Source organism: Nonomuraea guangzhouensis, from assembly GCF_019396345.1.
Lineage (GTDB): Bacteria > Actinomycetota > Actinomycetes > Streptosporangiales > Streptosporangiaceae > Nonomuraea > Nonomuraea guangzhouensis.
In genome coordinates, this window is sequence record NZ_JAHKRM010000001.1 from 393,209 (window position 1) to 408,628 (window position 15,420).

General features: G+C 68.6%; 13 protein-coding genes. 4 read left to right on the plus strand and 9 right to left on the minus strand.

Annotated features, from left to right (window positions below; genetic code table 11):
* The first annotated feature begins 38 nt into the window (after positions 1–38).
* A complete protein-coding gene (locus KME78_RS01785; RefSeq protein WP_219526912.1) occupies positions 39–1,283 on the plus strand; it encodes an NAD(P)/FAD-dependent oxidoreductase in 1,245 nt (414 codons plus the stop codon).
* A 219-nt stretch (positions 1,284–1,502) separates the two neighbouring features.
* Here the strand turns inward: KME78_RS01785 and KME78_RS66960 are convergent, their stop codons facing one another.
* The 8 genes from KME78_RS66960 to KME78_RS01825 all read right to left on the minus strand — a co-directional run bounded on the left by KME78_RS66960 (position 1,503) and on the right by KME78_RS01825 (position 9,211).
* Positions 1,503–2,672 carry a right-handed parallel beta-helix repeat-containing protein gene (locus KME78_RS66960; RefSeq protein ID WP_219526913.1) on the minus strand — a complete coding sequence of 390 codons (1,170 nt, stop codon included), beginning with the start codon at positions 2,670–2,672 and terminating at the stop codon, positions 1,503–1,505.
* 78 nt (positions 2,673–2,750) lie between these two features.
* A complete protein-coding gene (locus KME78_RS01795) occupies positions 2,751–2,915 on the minus strand; it encodes a hypothetical protein (RefSeq protein WP_219526914.1) in 165 nt (54 codons plus the stop codon).
* A 25-nt stretch (positions 2,916–2,940) separates the two neighbouring features.
* A complete protein-coding gene (locus KME78_RS01800) occupies positions 2,941–3,468 on the minus strand; it encodes a carboxymuconolactone decarboxylase family protein (protein WP_219526915.1) in 528 nt (175 codons plus the stop codon).
* A complete protein-coding gene (locus tag KME78_RS01805; protein WP_219526916.1) occupies positions 3,465–4,979 on the minus strand; it encodes a glycoside hydrolase family 13 protein in 1,515 nt (504 codons plus the stop codon). Before KME78_RS01805 ends, KME78_RS01800 begins: the two co-directional genes overlap by 4 nt.
* Before the next feature lie 3 nt (positions 4,980–4,982).
* Positions 4,983–5,912, minus strand: a complete 930-nt coding sequence (locus KME78_RS01810; RefSeq protein WP_219526917.1) for a carbohydrate ABC transporter permease — start codon at positions 5,910–5,912, stop codon at positions 4,983–4,985.
* Positions 5,909–6,775, minus strand: coding sequence for a carbohydrate ABC transporter permease (locus KME78_RS01815; RefSeq protein WP_219526918.1), 867 nt, complete (start codon positions 6,773–6,775; stop codon positions 5,909–5,911). The genes KME78_RS01810 and KME78_RS01815 overlap by 4 nt, the downstream gene beginning before the upstream one ends.
* Positions 6,776–6,780: 5 nt before the next feature.
* Positions 6,781–8,130 (minus strand): ABC transporter substrate-binding protein, encoded by a 1,350-nt coding sequence (locus tag KME78_RS01820; protein WP_219526919.1) that lies wholly within the window; start codon positions 8,128–8,130, stop codon positions 6,781–6,783.
* Between the two features lie 94 nt (positions 8,131–8,224).
* The gene (locus tag KME78_RS01825; protein ID WP_219526920.1) at positions 8,225–9,211 is read right to left on the minus strand and encodes a LacI family DNA-binding transcriptional regulator; all 987 of its coding nucleotides are present in this window, start codon (positions 9,209–9,211) and stop codon (positions 8,225–8,227) included.
* Positions 9,212–9,449: 238 nt separating this feature from the next.
* Between KME78_RS01825 and KME78_RS01830 the strand changes: the two genes are divergently transcribed.
* Positions 9,450–12,713 (plus strand): galactose-binding domain-containing protein, encoded by a 3,264-nt coding sequence (locus tag KME78_RS01830; protein ID WP_219526921.1) that lies wholly within the window; start codon positions 9,450–9,452, stop codon positions 12,711–12,713.
* On the opposite strand, the gene KME78_RS01835 is transcribed toward KME78_RS01830, so the two are convergent.
* Positions 12,710–13,582, minus strand: a complete 873-nt coding sequence (locus KME78_RS01835; RefSeq protein WP_219526922.1) for a sugar kinase — start codon at positions 13,580–13,582, stop codon at positions 12,710–12,712. The two genes, KME78_RS01830 and KME78_RS01835, sit on opposite strands and share 4 nt — an antisense overlap.
* Before the next feature lie 191 nt (positions 13,583–13,773).
* Here KME78_RS01835 and KME78_RS01840 point away from each other — a divergent pair, with 191 nt between their 5' ends.
* Entirely contained in the window at positions 13,774–14,511 is a 738-nt protein-coding gene (locus tag KME78_RS01840) for a hypothetical protein (protein WP_219526923.1), read from the plus strand.
* A gap of 196 nt (positions 14,512–14,707) precedes the next feature.
* A complete protein-coding gene (locus tag KME78_RS01845) occupies positions 14,708–15,412 on the plus strand; it encodes a maleylpyruvate isomerase family mycothiol-dependent enzyme (protein WP_219526924.1) in 705 nt (234 codons plus the stop codon).
* The last annotated feature ends 8 nt before the right edge of the window (positions 15,413–15,420 follow it).

Below are 15,420 nucleotides of genomic sequence, written 5' to 3' on the forward strand. Positions count from 1 at the left end.
GCCGTGACATCGGCGTTCGTACCCCTTGGAGGTTGGACATGGTCGGCAACTGGCCGCGCTCGGCGATCGTGGTGGGCGCGGGCATCGTGGGCCTGTCGACGGCATGGTTCCTGCAGGAGCACGGCGTCCAGGTCGACGTGGTCGATCGCGGCGGGGTGGCGTCCGGAGCGTCCTGGGGCAACGCCGGCTGGATCGCGCCGGGCCTGGCCATCCCGCTGAACGAGCCCGCCGTGCTGCGCTACGGCCTGCGATCCCTGCTGAACCCGGCCGCGCCGCTGCACGTGCCCGCGAGCCTCGACCCGGGCCTGTGGGCCTTCCTGACCCGCTTCGCCGCCAACAGCCACTGGCGCTCCTGGACCAGGGCGGCGCGCGCCAACGTACCGCTCAACGACGAGTGCGTCGAGGCCTACGAGGTGCTCGCCGCCAACGGCGTGTCGGCCCCAGTCGTCGCGGCGCCGATCACCGCCGCGTTCCGCACGCCCCGCGAGGCCGAGGGCCTGCTGCGCGAGCTGCGCAGACTCCAGGCGGTCGGCCAGCACGTCGAGCACACCGTGCTGGACCGTGAGCGACTCGCCGAGCAGGTCCCGCTCTCCGGACGGGAACTGGGCGCGGGCGTGCGCATCGACGGGCAGCGCTACGTCGACCCGGGCGCCTTCGTGCACGCCCTGGGCAAGGCCGTCATGCGGCGCGGCGCGACCGTGTACGCCGTCGAGGTCGACGAGGTGCGCACCGACGACAGGAAGGCCATCGTGTGCTCGGCCAAGGGAACCGTCCTGTCGGCCGACGCGGTGGTGCTGGCCACCGGCGCGTGGCTACCCCGCCTGGCCCGCCAGTGGGGCGTGCGCGTCCCGGTGCGGGCGGGTCGCGGCTACTCCTTCACCGTACCGGTGGACCACCCTGTCCCTGGCCCGATCTACCTGCCCGATGTCCGAGTCGCGTGCACGCCGTACCAGGGCGGGCTGCGGGTGGCGGGCACCATGGAGTTCCGCGACCCGGACGCCCCGCGGGTGCCCGCCCGGCTGGAGGCCATCATCGCCTCCGCCCGCCCGCTGCTGCGGGGCGTGCACTGGGACGAGCGCACCGACGTCTGGGTCGGGTCTCGCCCCGTCACCTCGGACGGACGGCCGCTCATCGGCGCGACGGTGGCGCCCACCGTCTACGTGGCGGGCGGCCACGGCATGTGGGGAATGGCCCATGGCCCGATCACCGGCCGGCTGCTGGCCGAGTGGATCACCACCGGCAAGCAGCCCGCCACCCTGGTCGACTTCGATCCTCTGCGTTGAAATGCCGAATCGCCGCTTCCATCGTCTACCCGGACGACGGGGTCGGCCGAGAAATGCCTGGAACCTTCCGACAGTCGTCCGCCGTCCGTTCGGTCACAGTGCTCCGATCACCACGGCGACCAGGATCAGGGTCGCGAGGGCGAGGCATAACGCCGGGCGCGTCGTCATGCGTCAACCATAAGTTGACGATAGAAGCTACGTCAACCTGGCGTTGACGCGTCAGTAACCGCTGGTGAGCCGTACGCCGGGGCCGGTCGTACGCGGGGTGCCCACATCATCGACCAGGTTGCCGGTCGAGACGATGGACAACCTGTCGCCCTTGCCCCTCCTGAACAGCAGCCCGGTCTCCTGTCTGGTGCCGTGGCCGAGGATGGTGTTGCCCGTCACGGTGGCGTGGCCGGTGCCGTAGTTCACGGAGTCGAGGGCGAGGTAGACGAAGCGGGCGTCCGGCTGCTGGCCGGGCTTCTTGGACTGGACCAGACCGTCGGCGCCGAACTTGTGGATCCGGTTGCCGGCGATCGTGGTGCCGGCCTCGCCCTGAAGGTCGCAGCGGATGCCGTAATAGGTCTGCTTCGCGGTGGCCTTCGTACCGAAGTCCTCGATGTAGTTGTTCCGGATGGAGGTGCCGAAGCAGCGGTGGGCGTCGATCGCGTTCTTCGGCGTCGCGTACAGGTGCAGGTCACTGAACGTCCATCCGGCCGCGTTGTCCGTTTCGATGGCACTCGTACCGCTGAAGCCGATCCAGGAGCGCTGGAACGTCCAGTCGCTCACGGCGTTGCCGGGATCGACCACCTTGAGCCCGGAGCCGCCCGACCGCTCGATGTAGACGTCGCTGATCACGCTGTTGACCATGGTGTTGCGGAGCGTGGTGCCGTTCCTGGACGGGTTGCTGATGCGGATGCCGTCGGCGGGCGCGCCGAGGATGTCCACGTCATAGACGCGACTGTCCCACGAACGCAGCATCAGGCCCACGGTGCCGGTGTTGTGGTCGCGGTTGCCGTCGAGGGTCAGCCGCTCGATGCGTACGGGGTCGGAGCTGTACGGCTGGTTGGCGACCCAGGACTCGGAGGCCAGCATGGCGGGCAGGTTCGCGCCGTCGGCCTGCTTGATCACCGTCCCGGCCTTGGCGTCGCCCCGGTACGTCCGGCGACCGCGCAGGGAGATGGTCTTGTTGATCAGGCATGGGCCTTTGAAGACGACCTCACCACCCTCCTTGGAGGAGTCGATGGCAGCCTGGATGATCCTGGCGTCGCCGGCGTTGTCGGCGCAGGTGGCGTCCACCCGGGTGGCCGTGGCCGGGAGCACCGGCATGATCACCGCCGCGCTGCCGGACGCGGCCAGTGTCAGGGCTATGGCGCCCCCGATCTGGCGTGGGCATGGTTGAGGCACGTGCCGAGCCTCTTGGACGGAGGCCGATCTGCCAGGAGGACTCCCGCTCTCTGCCCGAAACTTGGGGTCCTCATGGCGTCAGAGTGGTGCGAGGTGGACGGTCGCCGACCTGTCGGTGATCGAGGACACCTTCACGGACAGGGTGTTGACCGACCCGTTGCCACCCACGCCGAGCGTCGTGGCCGAGGAGACACCGCGTCCCGGCGCCTTCGAAGCCGCAGCCGGACCCGCGGCGACGGACACGGCGGCAACGCACCTCAAGAGAGGGCTAGACGCGGAAGACGCGGAGCTGGAGCGCGAGTGTGGCGTAGTAACCGACCAGCGTGGTCAGCTCGAACACCACGCTCTCCCCCAGCTCCGCGTACTCCGGGTCGTCGAGGTCGGCCCGCGTCACCAGCGCCCTGGTGACGCGGAGCACCGCGTCCTCCCCCGGATCGGCCAGCTCCAGCGGGGCCCCGGTACGCAGCGCCGCGAGCTCGTCCTCGGTCAGCCCGAGCCCGCGCCCGATCTCCTCGTGCACCCGCAGCTCGAAGGCGCTGTCCCAGTGACCGGCCACGACCAGGATGGCGATCTCCCTGGCCCGGGCGCTCAGGCCGGAGCGATAACGGATCGCCGCCCCGAGCTCCTGCAGCGCGTCGCCCACCGGCGGGCTGAGCAGCATGGCGTTGAACGGGCCCACCAGCACGCCCTGGTCGTCGAGCATCGTGGTGCCGCGCGGACCCGCGGTGATCTTCTCGTAGAGGGCCAGGGCGTTGGCGTCGAGCTGGGCCGGTGGCGTGGATGGCAGGCGCGTCATTTCAGCGATGTTAGCCAGACGGTCGTGTCGGACGGCAGGGCGCCGTCCTCCAAGGGGCCGCTGGCCAGCAGTACCCGGCCCGCCGGCAGCCGTACGGGAGCGGTACCGAGGTTGGACACGCAGGTCAGGCCGGACTCCCGGGTGAAGGCCAGGACGTCGGGGCCCATCGCCAGCCACGTGAGCGTGCCGTCGCCGAGCAGGTCGCGGCGGTGGGCGAGCGCGGTGCGGTAGAGGTTGAGCATCGAGCCGAGGTCGGCCGCCTGGGCCTCGGCCGTGACCTTGCGCCAGCTCTCGGGCTGGGGCAGCCAGGTGCGGGTCCCGCCGAAGCCGAACGGCGGCTCGTCGCCCGCCCACGGGAGCGGCACGCGGCAGCCGTCCCTGCCTCGGTTGGTGCCCCCGGAGCGGCGGTACATCGGGTCCTGACGCTGGTCGTCGGGCAGGTCCTCGACCTCCGGCAGCCCGAGCTCCTCGCCCTGGTAGACGTAGACGCTGCCGGGCAGCGCCATGGCCAGCAGGGCCGCCGCCCTGGCCCGGCGGTGGCCGAGCTCCGGGTCGGAGGGCATGCCGTGCAGGCGCCCACCGTGCGCGAACGTCGTGTCCGACCGGCCATACCTGGTCACCGGGCGGGTGACGTCGTGGTTGGACAGGACCCAGGTCGGCGGAGCGCCGACCGGCGCGTGCGTGGTCAGCGTGAGGTCGATGACCCGGCGCAGTTCGGCGGGCTCCCAGGGGCAGGACAGGAAGTCGAAGTTGAAGGCGGTGTGCAGCTCGTCGGGGCGCAGGTAGCGGGTGAAGCGTTCCTGGTCGGGCAGCCACACCTCGCCGATCAGCACCCGCTCGCCGTACTCGTCGGCGATCTCGCGCCAGCGCCGGTAGACCTCGTGCACCCCGTCGAGGTCCTCGTACGAGGTCTCGGACTTGAACAGCAGCGCCGCCGAGTCGATCCGGAACCCGTCGGCGCCCCGCTCGAACCAGAACCGCAGCACGTCCTCGAACTCGCGATGGACCTCCGGGTTGTCCCAGTTGAAGTCCGGCTGCTCGGGGGCGAACAGGTGCAGGTACCACTGCCCGTCGGCGACCTGTGTCCAGGCGGGCCCGCCGAAGATCGACTGCCAGTCGTTCGGCTCGTCGCGGAACCAGAACCGGTCCCTGGCCCCACGCTCGGCCAGCGCCTGCTGGAACCAGGCGTTCTCGGTGGAGCTGTGGTTCGGCACCACGTCGATGATGACCTTGATGTCGAGCTCGTGCGCCTCCTCGATGAACTTCTCCGCCTCGGCCAGCGTGCCGAACACCGGCTCGATGCCCCGGTAGTCGGCCACGTCGTAGCCGCCGTCGGCCATCGGCGACGGGTACCACGGGTTCAGCCAGATGGCGTCGATGCCGAGATCCTTCAGGTACGGCAGGCGCGAGCGCAGCCCGGCGAGATCGCCGATGCCGTCACCGTTGCCGTCGGCGAAGCTGCGCAGGTAGACCTGATAGATCGCGGCCCCCCGCCACCACGTTTGCGACATGCGCTATCCCTTAATGCTCCCGGCGGTGAGGCCCGCCATGATGTGCCGTTGGAAGATGAAGAAAACGATGATCATCGGGATGCCGGCAATGACCAGACCGCCCATGATCTGGTTCTGGGACACCGCGCCGGCGGTCTGCGACAGGCCCACGCTGACTGTCATGTTCTCGCTGTCGGTCATGACCAGCAGCGGGAGCAGGAAGTCCTTGAAGGCCGTGACGATGGTGAAGATGGAGACGACGCCGAGGATCGGCCTGGAGATCGGCAGGATCACCGACCAGAGCACCCGCAGCGGTCCGGCGCCGTCGATCTGCGCCGCCTCGACCAGCTCCCGTGGGATGGAGTCGAAGAAGCGCTTGAGCAGGAAGATGTTGAAGCCGTTCGCCGCCGCCGGGAACCACAGCCCCCAGGCGTTGTTCAGCAGGTTCAGGTCGACGATCGTGACGTACAGCGGGATGATCACCACCATCGGCGGGATCATCAGCGTGGCCAGCATCGCGCCCAGCACCACGTTCCCGAACATCGGCCGGAGCTTCGACAGCGCGTACGCCGCCGCGACGTCCACGGCCATGGAGAACACCCAGGCGCCCAGCGCGTAGAACGCGGTGTTCTTCAGCAGCACGCCGATGTCGAACAGGTCCCACGCCTCGATGAAGGCGTCGAACGTGGGATGGGCGGGGAAGAGGGTCGGCGGCATCTGGGCGATCTCCTCGCCCGTCTTCATGGCGCCGGTGATCATCCAGTAGAGCGGGAAGACGAAGACCAGGGTGGAGCCGGTGACCACCGCGATCAGCACGCTCCAGTAGATGCGCCGTCCCCACCTGCTGTTGAGCTGATGCGGCGAAACGATGGTACGAAACTGCACCTCGATCCGCTTGGGCGCCCGCTTCTCCCGTCTCCGCCCGGTAGCCGCCCGGGCACCGACGGAGATCATGCTTTGTCCTCCCGGGTCAACCGCAGTTGGAAGGCAGCGAAGGCGAGCAGCACGATCATGAGCATCATGCCGAGCGCCCCGCCCGCGCCGTAGTCCTGGAGCGTGAACGCGAACTGGTACATCTGGAAGGCGACCGTCATCGTGGCGTCCTCCGGGCCGCCGCCGGTGAGCATGTACGGCTCGATGAACACCTGCATGGTGGCCACGACCTGCAGCATCAGCATGAGCAGCAGGATCAGCCGGGTCTGCGGGATGGTGACGTGCCTGATCCGCTTGAAGATGCCGGCCCCGTCGAGCTCGGCCGCCTCGTACAGCTCGGGCGGGATGTTCTGCAGCGCGGCCAGGTAGATCAGCGTGGCGCTGCCCATGTTCATCCAGGTGGCCACGATGACCAGGGAGATCAGCGCGGTCGATGAGGAGTCGAGCCAGGCCAGCGCGGGCAGGTGGAAGAAGTCGAGCACCTGGTTGAACAGCCCGGGCCCGGGATCGAAGAACCACCTGAACAGCAGCACCGCGACGATCGGCGGCAGCATGACCGGCAGGTAGACCACGAACCGCAGGTAGGCCCGGGCGTGGCGCAACTCGTTGAGCACCAGCGCCATGACGAACGGCACGGCGTAGCCGCAGAGCAGGGCGAGTGCCGTGAACTCCACGGTGTTCAGCCAGGCCTTGCCGAACGACGGGTTCTGGACGACGGTCAGGAAGTTGTCCAGCCCCACCCAGGTGGGCGGGTTGACCAGGGTGGTCTTCTGGAAGCTGAGGACGAACTCCCTGATCATCGGATACCACGCGAACACCGCGAAGCACGCCAGCGCCGCGCACAGGAACCCGTAGGCCGTCAGATTGCGCCTGAGGACACGCATGCAGGTCAGCCCTTGGTCGCCAGCATCGAGTTGGCCTTGGTCTCGGCGTCGGAGAGCAGGCTGTCGATGTTGGCGTCCTGGCGGCTCAGCACGCCCGACATGGCCACGTCGAGGATGGCGTAGAGCTCCTGGGCGTGCACCGGCTCGGCCTTCGGCGGGACCGTGGCCGCGGCGTCCACGTACGGCTGGTAGTTCGCGACCGGCAGCGTGGCGTTCGCGGTGCGGTCCTGCTGGATCGCCTTACCGGTGGCCGAATCCCCGAAGACGTCGTTGTCGGGCACGCCGACGGGGTTGCCGAGCGTCTTGCCGCGGGCGAAGTCGAACCGGCCCTTGCCCGCGGTGTCGAAGCGGAAGTCGATCCACTCCAGTGCCGCCTTGGCCTCGGCGGGCGTGGCCTTCGGGTTGACCATGAACGCCTCGCCGCCGCTCAGCGACGCCTTCGCCTCGGGGAAGCCGGTGATGCCGTAGTCGGCGACGCTGCCCTTGAACTTGTTAACGACGTCGGTGACCACGTCGGGAGCGCCGAGCATCATGCCGACCTTGCCGCTGCCCATCGCCATCATCAGCGACTCCCAGCCGACCAGGAGCTTGTTGCCCATGCTGTTGTCGACCCAGCGCATGTCGTGCAGGTTCTGCAGCACGGCCTTGCCCTCGGGTGAGTTGAACGCGGCCTTCTTGCCGTCGTCGGTCACCATGCTGCCGCCGCGGCCGTAGATGGCCTGGGTGAAGTGCCAGCCGCCGGTGTTGCCGCCGGAGTACTCGCCGTAGCCGACGTAGCCGGCGCCGAGTCCGGCGATCTTCTTGGCCGCCTCGCGGACCTCGGTCCACGTCTTGGGCGGGGTGTTGGGGTCGAGCCCGGCCTTGGTGAACAGCGCGCGGTTGTAGACCAGGCCCACGCCGTAGTGCACGTTGGGCACGCCGTACACCTTGCCGTCCTTGGTGACCAACTCCCTGACGTCGGAGCGCAGGTCGTTCCAGTTCTTGATCTCGCTGGTGTACGGGGTGATGTCGAGCGCCTGGCTCTGGCCGATCACGTCGTTGTAGTTGGTCACGGGCACCACGAAGACGGTCTCCATCTGGCCGCCCGCCAGCTTGGGGCCGAACGTCTTGGGGTCGTAGCACGGCTGCTGGTCCGTGCTCTTCACCGTCACGCCGGGGTGCGCCTTCATGAACGTGGCCACGTCGTCGTCCCAAGCCTGCCGCTCCTTGGGCGCGGACTTCGCCGGCTGGCAGGCCACCGTGATCGACACCGGGGCGGCTCCGCCCGCCGTGGACTTGGCGGGCTCGCCCGAACCACAGGCCGTGGCGGACAGGCCGAGAACGGTGACGACTAACAGTCCTGTGGATCTCTGCATGGGCTGACCCTTCTAAATGCGAGGTGCCCACACCATAGGATCGCCGACCGATGTCCGCAATATTGCGACGGCTGATTGCAAGATAACGACTACGTCACGTCTTCCTCGCCGTAGAGGCGCGTACGACCAGTTCCGGCTCGAAGAGCAGCTCGTCGGCGGGGACCACGGCCTTGTCGATCTGGGCGACCAGCAGGTCCACGGCCGCCCGGCCCATCGCGTCGATCGGCTGGCGGACCGTGGTCAGCGGCGGCTCGGTGCAGTTCATCAGCGCCGAGTCGTCGAAGCCGATGACCGACACGTCGGCCGGCACGGACAGCCCCGCGCGCCGGGCCGCCCTGACCGTGCCGAGCGCGAGCAGGTCGCTGGCGCAGATGACGCCGCTCACCTCCCGCCTGACCAGCCGCGCGGCGGCCGCGTGCCCGCCTTCCAGCGAGAACATCGTGTGCTCGACCAGCTCGGGGTCGCCGCCACCGGCCAGGAACGACTCCAGCTTGCGCCGCGACGGCATGTGGTCCTTGGGGCCGAGCACCATGCCGACGCGCTCGTGACCGAGGGCCCGCAGGTGGGCCAGGGCCATCTCGGCGGCCACGATGTCGTCGCACGACACCTGCGGGAAGTCGAGGTGGGCGACGGCCGCGTTGACCAGGACCGTGGGCAGCTTGCGCTCGTGCAGCAGCGCGTAGTGGGCGTGCGAGGCGTCGGCCTGCGCGTACTGGCCGCCGGCGAAGACCACGCCGCTGACCTGCTGCTGGAGCAGCAGATCGACGTAGTCGGCCTCGGAGACGCCGCCGACCGTCCTGGTGCAGAGCACCGAGGTGAAGCCCTGCTGGGCGAGCGCGCCGCCGACCACCTCGGCGAACGCGGGGAAGATCGGGTTCTGCAGCTCGGGCAGCACCAGGCCGACCAGCCGGGCCCGGTCGCCGCGCAGCTGGGTGGGGCGCTCGTAGCCGAGGACGTCGAGCGCGGTGAGCACGGCCTCACGGGTCGCCTCCGACACCCCGGGCTTGCCGTTGAGCACGCGGCTCACGGTCGCCTCGCTCACCCCGACCTTCTTGGCCACCTCTGCGAGTCGTCGTGTCATGCGCAAACTATAAGGCCGACAGCGCAAATACTTGCAACCGCTTACAGGGATCCGACGTCGCCCTCTTGCGGGTGGTTCTCGCGGATATTCAGCGCACTTGACCCTTCTGACCAGCCAGGGAGACGCTGGCGAGTCGTCACCCGTCAGTCAATTGTTTGCGAAATCTCGTCGAAATATTGCTGCCATCTGCTCGACATCTTATGGTTCGCCCAACGTCTTCCTCGAAGGGCCATCCCCCATGAGAGCTGTCCTAGCCGCCCTTGCGTTAGTCATCGGATTCCTGGCCGCCCCCGCGTGGGCGGCCGACACCAATCTCGCCGCGGGCAAGACCGCCACCGCCAGCAGCTACACCGACGTCTACCCCGCGCCCAACGTCACCGACGGCAACCAGGCGACCTATTGGGAGTCGGCCAACAACGCCTTCCCGCAGTGGGTGCAGGTGGACCTCGGCTCGACCGCCACCGTGAACCAGCTCACGCTCAAGCTCCCCAGCGGCTGGCCCAGCCGTACGCAGACGCTGACCGTACTGGGCAGCGCGAACGGGACGAGCTTCAGCACGATCAAGGACGCCGCCACCTACACCTTCAACCCCACGGCGACGATCGCCGTCAGCGCGTCCGGCACGCGCTATGTCCGGCTCCAGATCACCGCGAACAGCGCCTGGCCGGCCGGCCAGCTCTCCGAGTTCGAGGTGTACGGCCAGGCGGACCCCGGGAACCCAGGTGACGGGACGAACCTGGCGACCGGCAAGCCGATCACCGAGTCGTCGCACACCCACACCTACGTGGCGGCGAACGCCAACGACGGCAATGTCCAGACGTACTGGGAAGGCGCCGCCTACCCCGGCACGCTGACCGTGCAGCTCGGCGCGAACGCCGACCTGACCTCCATCGTGCTCAAGCTCAACCCGGACCCGGCCTGGGCCACGCGTACGCAGACCATCCAGGTGCTCGGCCGCGAGCAGAGCGCCACCGGCCTGTCCAGCCTGGTGGCGCAGGCCGTCTACACCTTCAACCCGGCCACCGGCAACTCGGTGACGATCCCGGTGACGGCCAAGGTCGCGGACGTGCAGCTCAAGATCACCGCCAACTCGGGGGCGCCCGGCGGGCAGGTCGCCGAGTTCCAGATCTTCGGCACCCCGTCGGCCAACCCCGACCTCACGGTCAGCGGGCTGACCGCGTCACCAGCGGCTCCGGTGGAGACCGACGCGGTCACGCTGTCGGCCACCGTGAAGAACTCCGGCACCGCGCCCTCTGCCGCGACCTCCGTCAACTTCTACCTGGGCACCGTCAAGGCGGGCAGCGCCAACGTGGGCGCGCTGGCCGCCGGGGCCTCGGCCACCGTGTCGAGCGGCATCGGCACGCGGGACGCGGGCACCTACCAGGTGAGCGCCAAGGTCGACGAGGACGACAAGGTCACCGAGCTGAACGAGGGCAACAACACGGCCACCGCGTCGCTGACCGTGAAGCCCGTCGACACCGCCGACCTGGTCGCCGCGCCGGTGGCCTGGACGCCGGGCAATCCCGCCCAGGGCGACACCGTGACGTTCTCGGTGGGGATCAAGAACCAGGGCACCATCGCCTCCAGCGGCGGCTCCCACGACATCACGCTGACCATCGCCGACGAGTCCGGCACGGTCGTCAAGACGCTGACCGGCGCCACCAGCGGCGCGATCGCCCCCGGCGCCACCGCCGGACCGGCCGGGCTCGGCACCTGGACCGCCGTCAACGGCAAGTACACGGTCAAGGTGGTGCTCGCCGACGACGCCAACGAGCTGCCGGTCAAGCGGGCCAACAACACCAGCACGCAGCAGCTGTTCGTCGGGCGCGGCGCGCACATGCCGTACGACACCTATGAGGCGGAGGACGCGGCCGTCGGCGGCGGTGCCACCCGGATCGGCCCGAACCGGACCATCGGCGACCTCGCCGGCGAGGCGTCCGGGCGCCGGGCGGTGACGCTGGGCACGAACGGCTCCTACGTCGAGTTCACCACCAGGGCGGCCACCAACACGCTGGTCACCAGGTTCTCCATTCCGGACGCGGCGGGCGGCGGCGGGAACAGTTCGACGCTGAACGTCTACGTCGACGGCACCTTCCTCAAGGCGATCGACCTGACCTCGCGCTACGCCTGGCTCTACGGCGCCGAGGCGGGCCCCGGAAACTCCCCCGGCTCCGGGACACCGAGGCACATCTACGACGAGGCCAACCTGCTGCTCGGCACCACCGTCCAGGCGGGCCACAAGATCAAGCTGCAGAAGGACGCGGCCAACGGCTCGACGTACACGATCGACTTCGTCGACCTGGAGCAGGTGACGCAGCTCCCCAACCCGGACCCGGCGCACTATGCCGTACCGGCCGGTTTCACCCATCAGGACGTGCAGAACGCGCTCGACAAGGCGCGCCAGGACAGCACGCTCGTCGGCGTCTACCTGCCTGCGGGCGACTACCAGACCGCCAGTAAGTTCCAGGTGTACGGCAAGGCGGTCAAGGTCGTCGGGGCCGGGCCGTGGTTCACCAGGTTCGTCTCACCATCGGGCCAGGAGAACACCGACACCGGCTTCCGCGCGGACGCCACGGCCAACGGGTCGACGTTCGCGAACTTCGCCTCCTTCGGCAACTACACCTCGCGCAACGACGGGCCCGGCAAGGTGTTCGACCTGGCCGGCGTGGCGAACATGGTGATCGACAACATCTGGGTGGAGCACCAGATGTGCCTGCTCTGGGGCTCCAACACCGACAACATGACGATCAAGAACTCACGCATCCGCGACACCTTCGCGGACGGCATCAACATGACCAACGGCAGCACCGGCAACCTGGTCACGAACATCGAGGCCCGCTCGACCGGCGACGACAGCTTCGCGCTGTTCTCCGCCATCGACATCAACAACGGCGAGCAGCGGGACAACGTCTTCGAGAACCTGACGTCGCTGCTCACCTGGCGGGCCGCGGGCGTCGCGGTCTACGGCGGGTACGCCAACACCTTCCGGAACATCTACGTCGCCGACACGCTGGTCTACTCGGGCGTCACGATCAGCTCGCTGGACTTCGGCATCCCGATGCTCGGCTTCGGGGCCAGCCCGCCCACGAGCTTCGAGAACATCTCGCTGGTCAGGACCGGCGGCCACTTCTGGGGCCAGCAGACCTTCCCGGCGATGTGGCTGTTCTCCGCTTCCAAGGTGTTCCAGGGGATCAGGGTCAGCAACCTGGACATCGTCGATCCGACCTACCACGGCATCATGTTCCAGACGAACTACGTGGGCGGACAGCCGCAGAACCCGATCAAGGACACGATCTTCACGAACGTGTCGATCAGCGGCGCCCAGAAGAGCGGTGACGCCTTCGACGCCAAGTCCGGCTTCGGCCTCTGGGCCAACGAGCTGCCGGAGGACACTCAGGGCCCGGCTGTCGGCTCCGTCACGTTCAACAACCTGAGGTTCAGCAACAACGCTCAGAACATCAAGAACACGACGTCGACCTTTGCCATCACGGTAAATCCCTAGATATCAGCCCTGGTAGGCAGGCCCTGCCAGTCGCTCGCGCTGGTCACCGCGGCGGCGCTCAACAGCGTCCCGCGGTGCAGGCGCTCCGGCGGGGTCAGCCCGTCCAGGGCGGCGCTGATGTACCCGGCCACGAACGCGTCGCCCGCGCCGGCGGTGTCGACGATCGGCACCTGCAGGGCGGGCGCGTCGTACCGCATCCGGTCCGACCGTACGCTCGCGCCCTTGGCGCCGCGGTTCACCACGACCTCGCGCTCGGGCGTGAGCGCGGGCTTGACCAGGTCGAGCTCGTCCTGGCCGAGGAAGAGCAGGTGGGAGGCGCAGGCCAGCTCGCCCAGCACCTCCTCCGCCTCGCGCACCGACGGCCAGAGCTCGGGTACGTACTCGACGGCGAAGGAGATGACCAGCTCGGCGGTCTTGGCCGCGCTCACGGCCGTGCGGACCGCCTCCAGCGCGTTCCTGCCGAGTCCCGCCGTCAGACCGGTGACGTGCAGCATCTTCGAGGAACCGATCCGGTCGATGGGCACGTTGCCCGGCGTCAGGCTCGTGCCCGCCGATCCGCTGCGGTAGTGCGTCAGGCGCGGCTCGCGGCCCACGCGGGACTCCCTGAGCAGCATTCCGGTGTGCGCGCCCTCGATGACCCGGACGTCGGCCGCGTCGACGCCCTCGCCCTTCAGCACGGTGAGAACTCTGGCGCCCAGCTCGTCGTTGCCGACCTTGCCCAGGTAGGCGGCCCGGTGCCCGAGCCGGGACAGGGCGATGGCGAGGTTGAACTCCGGGCCGGTGACGTCCAACCGGGCTTCGGTCTCATGACGTACCCGGCCACTGGACACGACCCCCAGCGCCTCGCCGAGCGTGTAGACGTCCGTCATGCGGCCGACTGTAGTCGGTCATGAGATTACAAATCGGATTTTTGAGTAACGTTCCTGGTCACGGCCGTGATCAAATATTTTCTGTAACTTTAACGAACATTGTCCCCATCTTGTGCATCAAAGTAGTAGAGGAGGTCGGCGATCCCGAGCCGGCCTCAGCGAAACGGGGAATGAGAGGAATCAGCACCCTCATGAAGAACATCGCTGTAGGTATCGTCTCAGCCCTTGTGGGCGGGACGCTCCTGATTTCAGGCGCCGGTGCCGCGTCGGCCACGACGAAGGCTCCGACCGTCGACATCAGGGACATCTCACCGAACCCGGTCGTGGTCAAGGCCGGTAGCGAGACGGAGGCCTTCTTCAAGGTCGACGCCAGCTCGGACGTCCAGAAGGTCCAGCTCAGTGTGGAGCCGGTCGACCCGCGCTACCGCACCCTGCGGGCCAAGGACGTCAACAAGGTCGAGAGCTGGCGCTTCTCCGTCCCGTTCAACGAGAACGACCAGGACGGCAAGTGGAAGGCCACCGCCCAGGCCTACGACAAGGACGGCAAGGTCGTCGACACCGACACCGCGTTCTTCGCCGTAGAGATCGAGAAGGGCAAGGCGGAGACGCGCATCTCGCGCTTCAGCGCCGACCCGTCGAAGGTCCGTAAGGGCAGGCTCATCGAGTTCTCCGGTCGTCTCCAGGTCAACGACGACGACCGCTGGAAGGGCGTCCGCGGCGAGCGGGTCAGCATCTTCTACAAGGCCAACGGCTCCAGCGGCTGGAAGTGGGTCGCCTCCGACCGTACCGGCTGGAACGGCCGGTTCGAGGCCGACACCCGTGCGTACAAGAGCGGCCTGTTCAAGGCTGTGTACGCGGGTGACGACGAGCTCGAGGGCGCGACGAGCGGCGCCGACTACGTGCGGGTCGTCCCGCGCTGGCACCGCTAGTCACAGGGAGGCCGCGCTCCCGACGAAGTCGGGAGCTTCTAAAGCGGCCGACCCGCCTCACGAAGTGAGGCAATGAGCAGGGCGGCCCGGTCCCCACATTGGGGGCCGGGCCGCTGGTCTGTTTCTGAGTGCCTTGGTCGACCGGCCCTCGTCGCGCCGTCCGTGAAAGACCCGGCCCGAGAGGTAGCGTCGAAGTATGGCTGAGGACCTGCTGAAAGAGTTCGATCCGTTCGACGTCTTCGATGCCGAGGCGGCCCGGCTGGACCGTTTCTTCACCGGGCTCGACGACGCCGGATGGGCACGGCCGTCGCGCTGCGAGGGGTGGTCGGTCCGCGACGTCCTGGGCCACCTGGCGGGCGAGGAGCTCTACAACCACGCCTGTCTCGACGGCAACGTGCAGGACCTGCTGGCCCGCCTCGCCAGGGAAGGGGTCGAGGGCTTCCACGACTTCAACGAGTGGTGCGTACGCCAGCGCCGGAACATGCCCGTGGAACAGGTGCTCCAGGAGTGGCGGACCGAGAACGCCGAAACCCGGCGCCGCATGCGGGAGCTCGGGCGGGACGCGTCGCTCGACACGATGGCCGGCCCGTACCCGGTGGGGATGCAGGCCTTCCACTACGACTCCGAGTACGCCACGCACGCCGACGACGTCGGCGCCCCGGTGGCGAAGGAGGAGGCCGACGCCCGGACGCTCTGGCGGGTGGCGGTGGGCCGGTTCGCCCTGTCGGAGCAGGGGGCCCAGGTCCAGGTGGAGCAGACGGCCGAGCAGATGTGGGTGCACACGGCCGGGTTGACCACGACGCTGTCGTTCCCGGAGTTCGTCGAGGCGACGGTGGGGCGTCTGACGCCCGACGACGATGTCGACCCGCGGGTCGCCTCGGCTCTGCGGTGCCTGGCCTGAGCTCAGGC

Bases quoted from the DNA above. Each gene is read 5' to 3' on its own strand.
- KME78_RS01785 (WP_219526912.1), top strand. From the start codon at position 39: ATGGTCGGCAACTGGCCGCGCTCGGCGATCGTGGTGGGCGCGGGCATC.
- KME78_RS01800 (WP_219526915.1), bottom strand. From the start codon at position 3,468: ATGACGCGCCTGCCATCCACGCCACCGGCCCAGCTCGACGCCAACGCC.
- KME78_RS01805 (WP_219526916.1), bottom strand. From the start codon at position 4,979: ATGTCGCAAACGTGGTGGCGGGGGGCCGCGATCTATCAGGTCTACCTG.
- KME78_RS01810 (WP_219526917.1), bottom strand. From the start codon at position 5,912: ATGATCTCCGTCGGTGCCCGGGCGGCTACCGGGCGGAGACGGGAGAAG.
- KME78_RS01815 (WP_219526918.1), bottom strand. From the start codon at position 6,775: ATGCGTGTCCTCAGGCGCAATCTGACGGCCTACGGGTTCCTGTGCGCG.
- KME78_RS01820 (WP_219526919.1), bottom strand. From the start codon at position 8,130: ATGCAGAGATCCACAGGACTGTTAGTCGTCACCGTTCTCGGCCTGTCC.
- KME78_RS01825 (WP_219526920.1), bottom strand. From the start codon at position 9,211: ATGACACGACGACTCGCAGAGGTGGCCAAGAAGGTCGGGGTGAGCGAG.
- KME78_RS01830 (WP_219526921.1), top strand. From the start codon at position 9,450: ATGAGAGCTGTCCTAGCCGCCCTTGCGTTAGTCATCGGATTCCTGGCC.
- KME78_RS01835 (WP_219526922.1), bottom strand. From the start codon at position 13,582: ATGACGGACGTCTACACGCTCGGCGAGGCGCTGGGGGTCGTGTCCAGT.
- KME78_RS01840 (WP_219526923.1), top strand. From the start codon at position 13,774: ATGAAGAACATCGCTGTAGGTATCGTCTCAGCCCTTGTGGGCGGGACG.
- KME78_RS01845 (WP_219526924.1), top strand. From the start codon at position 14,708: ATGGCTGAGGACCTGCTGAAAGAGTTCGATCCGTTCGACGTCTTCGAT.